Annotated in this window: 12 protein-coding genes; 3 read left to right on the plus strand and 9 right to left on the minus strand. The window is 71.1% G+C overall.

What is annotated here, in order from left to right; all coding sequences use genetic code 11:
* Positions 1 to 4 precede the first annotated feature (4 nt).
* The 8 genes from efeO to ACQPY0_RS53315 form a co-directional block, all read right to left on the minus strand.
* Positions 5 to 1,153 carry an iron uptake system protein EfeO gene (gene efeO, locus ACQPY0_RS53280; RefSeq protein WP_432979716.1) on the minus strand — a complete coding sequence of 383 codons (1,149 nt, stop codon included), beginning with the start codon at positions 1,151 to 1,153 and terminating at the stop codon, positions 5 to 7.
* A gap of 35 nt (positions 1,154 to 1,188) precedes the next feature.
* Complete coding sequence (gene efeU / locus ACQPY0_RS53285; protein WP_432979719.1) at positions 1,189 to 2,034, minus strand: iron uptake transporter permease EfeU; 846 nt, start codon at positions 2,032 to 2,034, stop codon at positions 1,189 to 1,191.
* A 165-nt stretch (positions 2,035 to 2,199) separates the two neighbouring features.
* Positions 2,200 to 3,666 carry an adenosylhomocysteinase gene (gene ahcY, locus ACQPY0_RS53290; RefSeq protein ID WP_432979722.1) on the minus strand — a complete coding sequence of 489 codons (1,467 nt, stop codon included), beginning with the start codon at positions 3,664 to 3,666 and terminating at the stop codon, positions 2,200 to 2,202.
* A 321-nt stretch (positions 3,667 to 3,987) separates the two neighbouring features.
* Complete coding sequence (gene manA, locus ACQPY0_RS53295) at positions 3,988 to 5,133, minus strand: mannose-6-phosphate isomerase, class I (protein ID WP_432979725.1); 1,146 nt, start codon at positions 5,131 to 5,133, stop codon at positions 3,988 to 3,990.
* A gap of 2 nt (positions 5,134 to 5,135) precedes the next feature.
* Positions 5,136 to 6,119, minus strand: a complete 984-nt coding sequence (locus ACQPY0_RS53300; RefSeq protein ID WP_432979728.1) for a cation diffusion facilitator family transporter — start codon at positions 6,117 to 6,119, stop codon at positions 5,136 to 5,138.
* A 103-nt stretch (positions 6,120 to 6,222) separates the two neighbouring features.
* Positions 6,223 to 7,422 (minus strand): SIS domain-containing protein, encoded by a 1,200-nt coding sequence (locus ACQPY0_RS53305; RefSeq protein WP_432995797.1) that lies wholly within the window; start codon positions 7,420 to 7,422, stop codon positions 6,223 to 6,225.
* Positions 7,423 to 7,427: 5 nt separating this feature from the next.
* Positions 7,428 to 7,643, minus strand: a complete 216-nt coding sequence (locus tag ACQPY0_RS53310; RefSeq protein WP_432979731.1) for a Trm112 family protein — start codon at positions 7,641 to 7,643, stop codon at positions 7,428 to 7,430.
* A 16-nt stretch (positions 7,644 to 7,659) separates the two neighbouring features.
* Positions 7,660 to 9,033 carry a phosphomannomutase/phosphoglucomutase gene (locus tag ACQPY0_RS53315; RefSeq protein WP_432979734.1) on the minus strand — a complete coding sequence of 458 codons (1,374 nt, stop codon included), beginning with the start codon at positions 9,031 to 9,033 and terminating at the stop codon, positions 7,660 to 7,662.
* A gap of 147 nt (positions 9,034 to 9,180) precedes the next feature.
* Here ACQPY0_RS53315 and ACQPY0_RS53320 point away from each other — a divergent pair, with 147 nt between their 5' ends.
* A complete protein-coding gene (locus ACQPY0_RS53320; protein WP_432979737.1) occupies positions 9,181 to 10,161 on the plus strand; it encodes a cation diffusion facilitator family transporter in 981 nt (326 codons plus the stop codon).
* Between the two features lie 10 nt (positions 10,162 to 10,171).
* Here the strand turns inward: ACQPY0_RS53320 and ACQPY0_RS53325 are convergent, their stop codons facing one another.
* On the minus strand, positions 10,172 to 11,596 hold the full coding sequence (locus ACQPY0_RS53325) for an aldehyde dehydrogenase family protein (RefSeq protein WP_432979740.1): 1,425 nt from the start codon (positions 11,594 to 11,596) through the stop codon (positions 10,172 to 10,174).
* A 162-nt stretch (positions 11,597 to 11,758) separates the two neighbouring features.
* Between ACQPY0_RS53325 and ACQPY0_RS53330 the strand changes: the two genes are divergently transcribed.
* Positions 11,759 to 13,189: a gamma-aminobutyraldehyde dehydrogenase gene (locus ACQPY0_RS53330; RefSeq protein WP_432979744.1), complete on the plus strand. Its 1,431-nt coding sequence runs from the start codon at positions 11,759 to 11,761 to the stop codon at positions 13,187 to 13,189.
* Positions 13,190 to 13,200: 11 nt separating this feature from the next.
* On the plus strand, positions 13,201 to 14,523 hold the full coding sequence (gene gabT, locus ACQPY0_RS53335; RefSeq protein ID WP_432979747.1) for a 4-aminobutyrate--2-oxoglutarate transaminase: 1,323 nt from the start codon (positions 13,201 to 13,203) through the stop codon (positions 14,521 to 14,523).

Consider the following 14,523-nt stretch of genomic DNA (forward strand, 5'->3'; position numbering starts at 1 on the left):
CCGGTTACTTGGCGGCGACGAGCGGGGCGACCTTGCTGATCGGCTCGGCGAGCGCGTTGATGGCGTCGGCCAGGGACTTCAGCTGCGCCTCGGACAGCTCGTTGTGCAGCTTCCAGCCGTCGCCGGAGCGGTACTTGTCCAGCTCCGCCTGCGCCGCCGTGAACTTCTCGTCGAGGCTCTTGGCCAGGGCCGGGTCCTTCTCCTCGATCACCGGCCGCAGCGCCGCGATCGCCGCCCGCGAACCCTCCAGGTTGGCCTGGAAGTCCCACAGGTCGGTGTGCGAGAAGATGTCCTCCTCACCGGTGATCTTTCCGGTGGCCACCTCGTCGAGCAGCTCCTTGGCGCCGTTGGCCAGCTCCAGCGGCGACAGCTGCACCGACTGGGCCTTCTCGACGATCGTCTTGACGTCGGCCAGCAGCTTGTCCGCGGTCGGCCCGGACTTGGAGATGTCCTTCGTGACCCAGAGGTCCTTCTCGATCTTGTGGAAGCCGGTCCACTCCTGACCCGGCTCCAGGTCGGCCTCGCGCGCGTCGATCGCCGGGTCGAGATCGCCGAAGCTCTCCGCCACCGGCTCGATCCGCTCCCAGTAGGTGCGCGCGATCGGGAACAGCGCCTTGGCCTTCTCCGTGTCGCCGGACTTGACCGCGTTGACGAACTCGGTCGTCTTGTCGATCAGCGCGCCGGTGTTGTTCTTGACGTACGTCTGGTAGTCCTTGGTCGCCTGCGCGAGCTTGGCGTCGTCGGTCAGCGGCTTGGTCTCGCCCGTGGCCTTGAACGCCCCGCGGATGCCGTTGCCGATCATGCCCGGCTTGCACGCGGTCTCGTACGTGCCGGCCGCCAGCTCGACGATCAGGTCCCGGGTCAGGCCCGGGGCGACGTTCTCCACCTCGCCGACGATCCGGTCACCGGTGGCGTACACGTAGAACTCCGTGACCTTGGCGCCCTTGTTGCTGACGGTGAAGGTGACGGGGCCGGAGGCCGTCTCGGTCTTCTCGACCTTGCACTCGGTGTCCGTCGCGGTCACGGCGATCTTGCCGTTGCCACCGGAGCCGGACCCGGACTGGCCGTCGGCCTTGTCGTCACCGCAGCCGGCAAGCGCGACGACCGCGAGCGCCGGGACCGCGCCGAGCGCGAGCAGGCGTGATGTACGCATGGTTCTCCTACGGAATGGGGTGGGGGCGCGCGGCTTCAGGCGTTGGTGCCGGCCGGCTGGGGTGCCGGCTCGGTCGCCACCGGCTTGCGCAGCAGCGGCAGGAGGAACAGCACGAGCACGGGGATCCCATACGCGAGCCAGGCGATGGTCTCCAGGACCGATGGCTGTGGCGTGAAGTTGAACATGCCGCGCAGCAGCTCCGCATACCACGCGGTGGGCGGCAGCACGCCGGAGATGTCGAACGCGTGGTTGGTCAGGCCCGGCAGGATGTTGGCCTCCTGCAGGTCGTGCACCCCGTATTTGAAGATGCCGGCGGCCACGAGCACGAGCAGGGCGCCGGTCCAGGTGAAGAACTTCGTGAGGTTGATCCGGATGGCGCTGGCGTAGAGCAGCCAGCCCAGCGCCACCGAGGTCGCCAGGCCCAGCGAGATGCCGACGATGGGCTGCCAGTCGTCGGCGCCCTGAGCCGCGGCGAAGAACAGGATCGAGGTCTCCAGGCCCTCGCGGGCCACGGCGAGGAAGGCCATCGCGGCGATGGCGAAGGAGCCGACCTTGATCGCGTCCTCAAGCTTGCCGCGCAGCTCCTTGGCCATCTGGCGGGCCATCCGGCGCATCCAGAAGATCATGAAGGTCACGAACACGACGGCGACCAGCGAGGCGATCGCGTCGACGAGCTCCTGGCGCGGCCCCGAGAGGTAGGTGGTGCCGGCCTGCAGCAGGGCCGCCACGCCGATGGAGAGGACGACGGCGGCCGCGACACCGGCCCAGACGAACTTCAACAGGTGCTTGCGGTCACTCTTGACCAGGAAGGCGACGAGGATGGACACCACGAGCGTGATCTCGAGGCCCTCGCGCAGGCCGATCAGGTAGATCGCGGTCATTCTCGAGCTCCGCAGGTTAGCCGTACCTTACTTAGGTCAGCATTACCTTAGACCCGATCGGCAACTACTACAAGCTTGTGGGACTCCAGGTGAATTGCGCCTCTCCGGTCACACGAACGGGGCCCCGCCGGTGTACGCCGACGGGGCCCCGTTCGTGCCGGACGATCAGTAGCGGTAGTGGTCGGCCTTGTAGGGGCCTTCGACCGGGATGCCGAGGTATTCGGCCTGCTTCTTGGTCAGTTCGGTGAGTTTGACGCCGAGGGCGTCGAGGTGGAGCCGGGCGACCTTCTCGTCGAGGTGTTTGGGCAGGGTGTAGACACCGATCGGGTACTGGTCGGTCTTGGTGAACAGTTCGATCTGGGCGATGCTCTGGTTGGCGAAGCTGTTCGACATCACGAACGACGGGTGGCCGGTGGCGTTGCCGAGGTTGAGCAGGCGACCCTCGGACAGCACGATGATGGAGTGCCCGTCGTCGAACTTCCACTCGTCGACCTGCGGCTTGATGGTGATCCGGGTGACGTCACCGCGGCGGGCCAGGCCGGCCATGTCGATCTCGTTGTCGAAGTGCCCGATGTTGCCGACGATGGCCTGGTGCTTCATCCTGGCCATGTGCTCGGCGGTGATCACGTCGAGGCAGCCGGTGGCGGTGACGAAGATGTCCGCGGTCTCCACCACGTCGTCGATGGTGGCGACCTGGTAGCCGTCCATCGCGGCCTGCAGCGCGCAGATCGGGTCGACCTCGGTGACGATCACCCGCGCGCCCTGCCCGCGCAGCGACTCCGCACAGCCCTTCCCGACGTCGCCGTAGCCGAACACCACGGCGACCTTCCCGCCGATGAGCACGTCGGTGGCCCGGTTGATCCCGTCGATGAGCGAATGCCGGCAGCCGTACTTGTTGTCGAACTTCGACTTCGTCACCGAGTCGTTGACATTGATCGCCGGGAACAGCAGCGTCCCGGCCTGCTGCATCTCATACAACCGGTGCACCCCGGTCGTGGTCTCCTCGGTCACGCCCTTGATCCCGGCCGCGACCCGGGTCCACCGCCGGTTGTCCTCCCCCAGCGAACGCTGCAACAGGCCCAGAATGACCGCATACTCCTCCGAGTCCGCGGTCTCCGGCGACGGCACCGCCCCCGCCCCCTCGAACTCCGCACCCTTGTGCACCAGCAGCGTGGCGTCACCACCGTCGTCGAGGATCATGTTCGGGCCCTGCCCGTCCGGCCACAACAGCACCCGCTCCGTGCACCACCAGTACTCCTGCAGGGTCTCCCCCTTCCAGGCATACACCGGCACCCCCGCCGGCCGCTCCGGCGTGCCCTGCGGCCCGACCGCGATCGCCGCGGCAGCATGATCCTGGGTCGAGAAAATGTTGCACGACGCCCACCGAACCTGCGCACCCAACGCCACCAGCGTCTCGATCAACACCGCGGTCTGCACCGTCATGTGCAACGAACCCGTGATCCGCGCACCCCGCAACGGCTGCACAGCCGCGAACTCACGCCGGATCGCCATCAGGCCCGGCATCTCATGCTCAGCGAGCTGAATCTCCTTACGCCCGAACGCGGCGAGGGACAGATCAGCCACCTTGAAGTCACCGTCGGCAACGGTCCGCGGCGGCAGCGTGCTGGTCAATGCGATCTCCTGGTCTGCAGAGGCGAACGGCGACCTTTCACGGTACGCGTCGGCTCGAGACCACTCCAATGAGCCCTGTCCAACCTCCCCCGGACAGCGTGCGGGGCGGTGAGATCTCTCCCACCGCCCCGCACTTCCCCCCGGTTTGGTTCCCCCACATGTGGCTCGGACGTAGTCTCGAACCCTGCGTAGTCAGAACACTACCCTCAGCAACCCAAGTTGTCCAGCAAATGCTCCGAATTCGGACACCTTGGAGAGGTAACGAGAAGAGCGCGCCGCGGAAGCCGCGGCGCGCTCGCAAGAAGCCCTCGAACGGTTGAATTACTCCGGGGTGGCAGCCTGGAACGCCTCGCCGCTGCCGCTGAGCGACAGCTCGGCGCGGCTCGCCGGCGCGAAGGCGGCCTGGCCCTGGGCGAGCGTCACCGGCACCACGCCGTCGTCCACGCGGACCGAGCCCCGCGTGCACAGCACGATCCGCGGGCCGCCGCCCGGCAGCCGCACGGCCGGCCGGCCGGCGTCCACGACCGCGCGGTGCAGGGCGAAGTCGGGCACCGGCACCGGGTAGGCCGACAGGCCCGGCCCGGTCTCGACCGCGCGGGTGATCGGCTCGTCGAGGACCTCGAAGCGCAGCACGCGCAGCAGCTCCTCGACGTCGACGCGCTTCGGGGTGAGGCCGCCGCGCAGCACGTTGTCGGAGGCCGCCATGACCTCGACGCCCACGCCGCGCAGATAGGCGTGCAGGTTGCCGGCCGGCATCCAGACCGCCTCGGTCGGGCGCAGCCGGATGCGGTTGAGCAGCGTGGCGACGATGACCCCGCTGTCGCCGGCATACTGCGCGGCCAGGGCCGTCACGAGGTCGTACGCTCCCCGCTCGGCCGCCCGCGGCCGGCACGCGGCCACGACCTCCCCGACCAGTTCGGCGTCGGGGCCGGCCAACAGTCCGTGGACCGCATCGTGCAGTGCCGCGGCCGGGTCGGCCTGGCTCAGCGCGTCGATCGTCGGCTTGAGCCGCTCCACGCCCAGCGCGGCGAGGTCGGCCGCGGCCTGCGCCGGGTCGCGGAAGCCGCACAGCGCGTCGAAGTCGGTCAGCGCGACCAGTATCTCCGGCTTGTGCCAGGCATCGACGTAGGACGGGTGCCCGGCCGCGTGCGCCGCCCGCGCCTGCTCCAGGGTCGGGTGCGCCTGCAGGGACAGCGGCTGGGCGGCGGCGAGCACCTTGAGCAGGAACGGCAGCCGGGCGCCGAAGCGCTCGACGTTGCCCGCGCCCAGCAGCGAGACGGGGTCGGCGGCGATCGCGTCGACGAGCGAGGCGCCACTCACGGCGAGCCGGGACGGGCTCGCCGGGTGCGCGCCCATCCACAGCTCGGCCTCCGGGTCCGGGGTCGGCGCGGGCCGGCCCTGCAGCGTGGCGATCGCGGAGCGCGAGCCCCACGCGTACTTGCGGATCGGGCTTTCGAGCAGTTCCACGGTCAGTGCGCCTCCGCGCTGGTCGGGACGATGGTCTCGGCGGCTGCGCCATCCGCACCGCTGCCGGCCTTGGAGGCGCGGTAGATGTCCGGCTCCAGGTAGATCACGCGCGCGATCGGCACCGCGGCCCGGATGCGCTCCTCGGCCGCGTCGATGCCGCGCGCGATCTCGTCGGCCGTCTCGTTGTGCCGCACCGCGATCTTGGCCGCGACCAGCAGCTCGTCGGGGCCGAGGTGCACGGTGCGCATGTGGATCACGCGCTCGACCTCGGGGCCGTCGACGATCGCCTTCTCGATCGCCTCGACCTGCTCGGGGGTGGCCGCCTCGCCGACGAGCAGGCTCTTCATCTCCACGGCGAGGATGGCGGCGACCGCGATCAGCAGCACGCCGATCGCCGCGGTGCCGACGCCGTCCCAGATGCCGTTGCCGGTGATCAGGGTCAGGCCGACGCCGAAGAGGGCGAGCACCAGGCCGAGCAGGGCCGCGAAGTCCTCCAGCAGGATGACCGGCAGCTCCGGCTCCTTGGCCCGGCGGATGAACTGCACCCAGGTCGCCTTGCCCTTGATCTTCTTCGTCTCGCCGATGGCGGTCCGGAAGGACAGGCCCTCCATGACGATCGCCGCGAGGAGCACCACGACCGGCACCCACTGCCAGGACTCGATCGGCTCGGGGTGGGAGATCTTGTGGTACGCCTCGTAGATGGCGAAGACGCCGCCGACGAAGAACAGCACCACGGCGACGATGAACGCGTAGATGTAGCGCTCGCGGCCGTAGCCGAACGGGTGCCGGGCGGTGGCCCGCTTGTTGGCCTGCCTGCCGCCGAGCAGCAGCAGGCCCTGGTTGCCGGAGTCGGCGACCGAGTGGATCGCCTCCGCCAGCATCGACGACGAGCCGGTCAGCGCGAACGCGACGAACTTGGTAGCGGCGATGCCGAGGTTGGCGGCCAGCGCCGCCAAGATCGCCTTCGTCCCACCCTCAGTGCTCACATCGCCTCCGCTTCGCCGCGGCGCGGTGAGACACGCCCTGCGCTGGCTCGATGAAGCTGGGCAGCGATCGACCCAGACAGGGCGACGCTTCGCTCCGGACCTCTCACGGACTTACCAGCCCCTTCATTTCGGACACAGCGGGAACGGCCATGGGGTCGAAGCCGTGGGCCAGACCGAGGTAGATGGAGGTGAAGTCCGGCACGGCGACGAGCGAGGCCAATCGTTCCAGAGCCGAGCCCCCCTCGGCGGTGATCAGGCTCACCCGCACGCCGCGGCGCTCGGCGAGCTCCTGCACGGCCTCGGCGCGGCGCTCCTCGACCGCGGTCGGCTCGCCGTCGGCCTGCTCGTCGTCGGCGCTCAGCCCGCCGTCGCGCAGCAGGACCAGGCGCAGCCGGGTGGTGGCGCTCGCCTCTTCCTCCGGGTCGGCGAAGATGTCGCGGTCGGCCTCGGCGAGGCCGCCGTAGACCCCGTCGAGCAGGCCGACCCGCCCGCGGCCGGCCTCGCCGAGCGCGCCGACGACTGCGGGGTAGCGGGCGTTGGCCGACAGCGTGTCGCCGAAGCGGCGGGCGGCGACGGTGGCCAGCGGCGAGGAGCCCCAGACGATCGGCACCGAGTGGGCGAGGTCCAGGGCCAGGCTCTTGCCCGGGTTGACGAACGACTCCATCGCCGTGCGGCAGCGCTCGGCGTCGGCATCCAGGCGCGCCGCGGTCTCGGCGAAGTCGGCCTCGGTGACCTTGACCAGGCCGAGCTGGCGGCCGGCGAGCAGCACCGGCACGGTCAGCCCCCACAGGCTGGCCCGGGCCGGCGCGCGCCGCGGCACCGGGATGAACGGCGCGCGGAAGCGGTCGGCGAGGGCGTGCAGCTGGGTGTCCGGCGCGCCGATCGCGACGAGCCGGGCGCCCCGGCGGCCGGCGGCCTCGGCGGCGGCGAGCGCCTCCGGGGAGCGGCCGGACGCCGAGACGGCGATGACCACGTCGGCCGCGCCGACCCAGCCCGGGATGCCGGCGCTGCGGTGGGCCAGGACCGGCACCGGGCAGCGGGGCCCGGCGACGGTCTCCAGGATGTCGCCGGTGCGCGCGGCCGTGCCGACGCCCGCGATGACGACCGCCCGCGGGCGCCCCTCGTCGGCCAGCGCGCTCAGGTCGGTCTCGGCGGCCAGGGCGGCCGACTCCCGCACCTGGGCGCCGGCCGACGCGGTCGCCCGCAGCATGCCGCCCGGATCGTTGCGCTGCAGCGCCTCGGGGTTGTCCAGCAGCGCCAGGTCGATCTCGCGATGCCCGCGGACGCCCGCGGTGCCCTCCAGCGGGTTCACTGCGACGCCTCCCCGTCGGTCGCGCTGCCGGCCGGGCCGGCCTGCGGCCGGCGGGCCTCATCGAGCAGCAGCACCGGGATGCCGTCGCGGATCTGGAAGATCCGCCCGCACTCGGTGCAGGTCAGTGTCTGCTCGTCCGCGTCGAGGGTGAGCTCGGCATGGTGCTCGTCGGGGCAGCGCAGGATCGCAAGCAGGGCGGGGTCCACGGACACGCGTTCCAACTCCTCTTCAGCGGCGGATGACCGCCAGCATCTCATCGCGCAGGGCTACCATCCGCTCCGCGGTCGGCGCCTCAACGTTAAGCCGCAGCAGCGGCTCGGTGTTGGACGGGCGGACGTTGGCCCAGCTGCCGTCGGGGAAGCTCAGGGTGATCCCGTCGAGGCGGTCGACCGGCACGCCGAAGGCCTGCTCGATCTCGGCCATCTTCCCGGCGGCGTCGGCCACCGTCGAGTTGATCTCGCCGGAGGCCGCGTAGCGCTCGTAGTCCTTGGCCAGCGCCGACAGCGGCGCCGCCTGCGAGCCGAGCAGGGCCAGCGTGTGCAGGGCGGCCAGCATGCCGGTGTCGGCGCCCCAGAAGTCGCGGAAGTAGTAGTGCGCGGAGTGCTCGCCGCCGAAGATCGCCCCGGTGCGGGCCATCTCGGCCTTGATGAACGAGTGCCCGACCCGGGTCCGCACCGGCTCCCCGCCGTGCTCGCGGACGATCTCGGGCACCACCTTCGAGGTGATGAGATTGTGGATGATCGTGGCGCCCGGCTCCTTGGCCAGCTCCCGGACCGCGACCATCGCCGTGATCACCGACGGGGAGACGGCCTCGCCGCGCTCGTCGATGACGAAGCAGCGGTCGGCGTCGCCGTCGAAGGCCAGTCCGATGTCGGCGCCGCTCTCGCGGACCTTGGCCTGCAGGTCGACCAGGTTGGCGGGCTCCAGCGGGTTGGCCTCGTGGTTGGGGAAGGTGCCGTCGAGCTCGAAGTACATCGGGATGATCGTCAGCGGCAGCCCCGAACCGAGCACCGCCGGCACCGTGTAGCCGCCCATGCCGTTGCCGGCGTCGACCACGACGGTCAGCGGCCGGATGTCGGAGAGGTCGACGAGCTTGAGCAGGTGGGTCGCGTAGCGCTCCAGGAGGCTGTACTGCTCGATGCCGCCCTTGAGGTCGGCCTCGACGACCCGCGGCGCCCCGCTGTCGAGGATCTGCTGCGCGCGCTCGCGGATCTCGGCCAGGCCGGTGTCCTGCCCGACCGGCTTGGCGCCCTGCTTGCAGAGCTTGATCCCGTTGTACTGCGCCGGGTTGTGGCTCGCCGTGAACATCGCGCCGGGCAGGTCGAGCACGCCGGAGGCGTAGTAGAGCAGGTCGGTGGAGCCGAGGCCCGCCTCCAGGACGTCGGCGCCCTCCGCGCGCGCACCGTTGGCGAACGCGGTCGCCAGGGCTGGGCCCGAGGCCCGCATGTCGTGCGCGGTGACGATCTTCTCGGCGAACTCACCGCGCGAGCGCAGCGTCCGCACGAACGCCCGCCCGAGTGCCTCCGCCACCGGCTCGTTGAGCTGGTCGGGCACCGTCCCCCGCACGTCGTAGGCCTTGACGATCCGGCTCAGGTCGATCACAGTCTCGCACCCCTAGTCGTGGTCGCTGTTCCTAGAGGGAGCCTAGTGCGGTTGCGTTCCGTGCACGTGTCAGTCCCAAGTTGCTCATGTGAGATCCAGTAAACCCGTGTGATTGGCGACGCGAAAGCGTGTGGTACAGCATGAAGCATGGCGGAGGAAGGCAACTCCCTGCGGGCGATCGTGGCGGCACTCGGCGCCAACCTCGGCATTGCGCTGTGCAAGTTCGTCGCGTTCGTGTTCACCGGCTCGTCGTCGCTGCTCGCGGAGGCGGTGCACTCGGTGGCCGACACGGCCAACCAGGTGCTGCTGCTCATCGGCGGCCGGCGCGCGCGGCAGCGGGCCAGCCAGCTGCACCCCTTCGGCTACGCCCGCTTCCGATACTTCTACGGCTTCCTCGTCACACTGGTGATCTTCCTCGTCGGCGGCGTCTTCGCGCTCTTCGAGGGCTACGAGAAGCTGCACGAGCCCAAGCCGGTCGAGGACCCGATCTGGGCTTTCGTGGTGCTCGGCATCTCGGTCGTGCTGGAGTCCTTCTCGCTGCGCACCGCGGTGCACGAGGCCGAGCCGTCCCGCCGCGGGGCCCCCTGGCTGCGCTTCATCAAGACCACCCGCTCCCCCGAGCTGCCGGTCGTGCTCGCCGAGGACTTCGGCGCCCTGACCGGTCTCACCTTCGCCTTCCTCGGCATCACCCTCGCCGTCGTCACCGGCGACGGCCGATGGGACGCGATCGGCACGCTGGCCATCGGCGCGCTGCTGGTCGTCATCTCGATCACGCTGTCCCAGCGGATGCGCAGCCTGCTCATCGGCGAGTCCGCCGACAACGGCACGCTGCTCGCGATCGAGACGGCGCTGGAGCGCGAGCCGCTGGTCGAGCGCATGATCCACCTGCGCACCATGCACCTCGGCCCCGACCAGTTGCTGATCGCGGCCAAGGTGGCGGTGCGCCCCGACGAGACGATGGCGCACGTGGCCCAGGCGATCAACCGGGCCGAGGCCCGGGTGCGCGAGGAGCTCTCCTACGAGTGCTTCATCTTCCTGGAGCCCGACGTGTTCGACGCGAAGCTGCACGAGACCGCCGAGCGCCCGCCGGGCTCCTCCTCCCGCGAACCGCGCGAGGCGTGGGAGTAAGTGGGAGTAACTAGAGCTGCAGGCCGGTGAGGACCATGACGCGCTCCTCGGTGTAGTCGGCCATGGCGCTGGCCAGGCCCTCGCGGCCGATGCCGCTGGCCTTGACCCCGCCGTAGGGCATCTGGTCGGCCCGGTAGCTCGGCGCGTCGCCGACGATCACGCCGCCGACGTCGAGGACCCGGTGGGCCTCGAAGGCGCGGTCCAGGCGGCGGGTGAAGACGCCGGCCTGCAGCCCGTACTGCGAGGCGTTGACCGCCGCGAACCCCTCCGCGTCGCCGCCGATGCGCTCCAGCACCAGGACCGGCCCGAAGACCTCCTCGGCGACCACCTTCGCGTCGGCGGGCGCCGCGGCGAGCACGGTCGGGGCGTAGTTGGCGCCGTCGCGCGTGCCGCCGGTGAGCAGCTTGGCCCCGGCCGCGACCGCCTCGCCGACCCAGGCCTCGACCCGCTGCGCCGCCGCCTCGCTGATGAGCGGGCCGACGTCGGTGGCCTCGTCGGCGGGGTCGCCGGTGCGCTGCGCCTCGACGGCCGCCACCAGCTTGTCGGCCAGCGCGTCGTAGTGGCGGTCGTGGACGTACACCCGCTGGACCGCGATGCAGCTCTGCCCGGCCTGGTAGTTGGAGAACGTGGCGATGCGGGACGCGGCCCAGTCCAGGTCGTCCCAGTCCTCGCAGACCACCACGGCCGCGTTGCCGCCGAGCTCCAGGGTGACGTGCTTGCGCGGCACGGCGTCGCGGATCTGCCAGCCGACCGGGCCGGAGCCGGTGAACGACACGACCGGCAGGCGCGGGTCGGCGACCAGCGCGGGCGCGCGGTCGTTCGGGATCGGCACGATCGAGAACATGCCCGCGGGCAGCTCGGTCTCGGCCAGGATCTCGCCGAGCAGCAGGGCGCTCAGCGGCGTGGCGGGGGCCGGCTTGAGCACGATCGGGGCGCCGACCGCAAGCGCCGGAGCGACCTTGTGGGCGACCAGGTTGAGCGGGAAGTTGAACGGCGAGATGCCCAGCACCGGGCCCCGCGGCACCCGCTTGACCATCGCGATGCGGCCGGTCGCGGCCGGGTCGGTGTCGAGGCGCTGCACGCTGCCGGAGAAGCGGCGGGCCTCCTCGGCGGCCCAGCGGAACGTGGACACGGCGCGGGCCACCTCACCGCGCGACCACTTCAAGGGCTTGCCGTTCTCGGCGGTGATGAGCCGGGCGACCTCGTCGGCCCGCTCCTTGAGCCGGGCGCTGACGTGGTCGAGCGCGCCGGCCCGGGCGCTCGCGGGCAGGGCGGCGGCCTGCGCGGCGACGGCGGCCGCGGCGGCGACCGCCTGTTCCACCTGCTCGGGGGTGGCATTGGAAGTGGTACCGACCTGACGCCCGTCGTAGGGGTGGCGGATCTCGACGACGTCGTCGCTGGTTGCCGGGCGCCCGGCGATGAAGAACGGGGTCATATTTCCCACCCTAAACCCCGCCCGGGGCCGCTCACAGCGCGGAAACAGTTGCTCAAGGGGTTGTGTACTACGGATTCAATGGAAGGATGTGCCCGACGCCCAGTTTGGCCCGATGGGCTCCGCGCTTTCGGCGCAGGCGGCCAGCACTCAAAGGGAGTGGACATGACCAAGCAGCTGCAGAACTTCATCGACGGCGCGTACTGCGACCCTGCCGACGGCCGTTACTCCGACCTCGTCGACCCCACGACCGGTGAGGTGTTCGCCTCCGCGCCGGTGTCGAGCGCCGAGGACGTCGACCACGCCGTGCGGGCCGCGGCCAAGGCGTTCGAGACCTGGCGCGACGCCACGCCCGCGCAGCGGCAGCGGGCGCTGCTCAAGCTGGCCGACGCGATGGAGGACCGGGCCGCCGAGATCGTCGACGCCGAGGTGCGCAACACCGGCAAGCCGCGCGCGATGACCGCGAGCGAAGAACTCCCGCCGTCGCTCGACCAGATCCGCTTCTTCGCCGGCGCCGCGCGGATGCTGGAGGGCAGGTCGGCCGGCGAGTACATGAAGGGCCACACCAGCTACGTGCGGCGCGAGCCGATCGGCGTCTGCGCGCAGGTCACGCCGTGGAACTACCCGTTGATGATGGCGGTGTGGAAGATCGCTCCAGCGCTGGCCGCGGGCAACACGGTCGTGCTGAAGCCCTCCGACACCACCCCCGTCTCGACGCTGCTGCTGGCCGAGATCGCCGGCGAGTTCCTGCCGCCCGGCGTGCTCAACGTGGTCACCGGCGACCGGGACACCGGCCGCGCGCTGGTCGCCCACCCGATCCCGCAGTTCGTCTCCATCACCGGCTCGGTGCGCGCCGGGCGCGAGGTCGCCGCCGGCGCCGCCCCGTCGCTCAAGCGCACCCACCTGGAGCTGGGCGGCAAGGCCCCGGTCGTGGTCTTCGACGACGCCGACCTGGCCGCCGCGGCCGAGGCGATCGCGGTCGCCGGCTACTTCAACGCGGGCCAGGACTGCACCGCGGCGACCCGCGTGCTGGCCGGCCCCGGCATCTACGACGACTTCGTGGCGGCGCTGTCGGAGCAGGCGGCCGCGACGAAGACCGGCGCGCCGGACGACGAGGACGTGCTCTACGGCCCGCTGAACAACGCCAACCAGCTCGCCCGGGTCGGCGGCTTCATCGACCGGCTGCCCGACCACGCCGAGCTCAACACCGGCGGCGCCCGGATCGGCGAGAAGGGGTACTTCTACTCCCCCACCGTCGTCTCCGGCCTGCGCCAGGACGACGAGATCATCCAGGACGAGGTCTTCGGCCCGGTCATCACCGTGCAGCGCTTCTCCGCCGAGGACGAGGCGGTGCGCTGGGCCAACGGGGTGGAGTACGGCCTGTCGTCCTCGGTGTGGACCCGCGACCACGGGCGCGCGATGCGCATGACCCGCCGGCTGGACTTCGGCTGCGTCTGGGTCAACGCGCACATCCCGATCGTGGCCGAGATGCCCCACGGCGGGTTCAAGCAGTCCGGATACGGCAAGGACCTGTCCGTGTACGGCCTGGAGGACTACACGCGCATCAAGCACGTCATGCACAACATCGAGCTGTAGGTATCGAACCGATGACGAACTCCGAGGATCTGCGCAAGCGCCGCTCCGTCGCCGTCGCGCGGGGCGTCAGCAGCATGATCGGCTCGTACGTCGACCATGCCTCCGGCGGCACGCTGCACGACGTCGACGGCCGGGAGTGGATCGACCTGGCCGCCGGCATCGCCGTCACCAACGTGGGCAACTCCAGCCCCAAGGTGGTGGCGGCGGTGCGGCGCCAGGCCGAGCGGTTCACGCACACCTGCTTCATGATCGCGCCGTACGAGGGCTACGTCGCCGTGTGCGAGCAGCTCAACGCGCTCACGCCCGGCTCGTTCGACAAGCGCTCGGCGCTGTTCAACTCCGGCGCCGAGGCCGTCGAGAACGCGGTGAAGATCGCGCGGCACGCCACCGGGCGCCGGGCGGTCGTGGTGTTCGACCACGCGTACCACGGCCGGACCAACCTCACGATGGCGCTGACGGCCAAGGACATGCCGTACAAGCACGGCTTCGGCCCCTTCGCCGGCGAGATCTACCGCGTGCCGATGTCGTATCCGTTCCGCGACGGCCTGGCCGGCCCGGACGCCGCGGCCCTGGCCATCAACATGATCGAGAAGCAGGTCGGCGCCGACCAGGTGGCGGCCGTGCTGATCGAGCCGATCCAGGGCGAGGGCGGCTTCGTGGTGCCGGCGCCGGGCTTCCTGCCGTCGCTTTCGGCGTGGGCGAAGGCCAACGGGGCGCTGTTCGTCGCCGACGAGATCCAGACCGGCTTCTGCCGCACCGGCGACTGGTTCGCCGGCGAGCACGAGGGGCTGGAGCCGGACCTGGTCACCACCGCGAAGGGCATCGCCGGCGGCCTGCCCCTGGCCGCCGTGACCGGCCGCGCCGAGGTGATGGACGCCGTGCACTCCGGCGGCCTGGGCGGGACGTACGGCGGCAACCCGATCGCCTGCGCGGCCGCGCTCGCCTCGATCGAGACCATGCGCGAGCTCGACCTCGCCGCCGCGGCGCGACGGATCGAGTCGGTCATGCTGCCCCGCCTGCGCGACCTGCAGGCGCGCTTCCCGTTCATCGGCGACGTGCGGGGCCGCGGGGCGATGCTCGCGATCGAGATCGTCGTGCCCGAGTCGGCCTCGCCGGGCACGCTGACCGCCGAGCGCGGCTGGGCCCGGGGCGCCCCGCTGGGCGCGACCCCGGATCCGGCCAGAACGGCCGACATCCAGCGCCGAGCGCACGAGGCCGGCCTGCTGCTGCTCACCTGCGGCACGTACGGCAACGTGATCCGCTTCCTGCCCCCGCTCGTGATCGACGACCCGACCCTGGCCCGCGCGCTCGACCTGCTCGAATCGGCTCTTTAG

It is taken from the genome of Dactylosporangium sp. CA-233914 (genome assembly GCF_050942935.1).
GTDB lineage: Bacteria > Actinomycetota > Actinomycetes > Mycobacteriales > Micromonosporaceae > Dactylosporangium.

What these genes read in the sequence shown, in the direction of transcription:
- efeO (WP_432979716.1), bottom strand. Translation starts at nt 1,153, where the DNA reads ATGCGTACATCACGCCTGCTCGCGCTCGGCGCGGTCCCGGCGCTCGCG.
- efeU (WP_432979719.1), bottom strand. Translation starts at nt 2,034, where the DNA reads ATGACCGCGATCTACCTGATCGGCCTGCGCGAGGGCCTCGAGATCACG.
- ACQPY0_RS53320 (WP_432979737.1), top strand. Translation starts at nt 9,181, where the DNA reads ATGGCGGAGGAAGGCAACTCCCTGCGGGCGATCGTGGCGGCACTCGGC.
- ACQPY0_RS53325 (WP_432979740.1), bottom strand. Translation starts at nt 11,596, where the DNA reads ATGACCCCGTTCTTCATCGCCGGGCGCCCGGCAACCAGCGACGACGTC.
- ACQPY0_RS53330 (WP_432979744.1), top strand. Translation starts at nt 11,759, where the DNA reads ATGACCAAGCAGCTGCAGAACTTCATCGACGGCGCGTACTGCGACCCT.
- gabT (WP_432979747.1), top strand. Translation starts at nt 13,201, where the DNA reads ATGACGAACTCCGAGGATCTGCGCAAGCGCCGCTCCGTCGCCGTCGCG.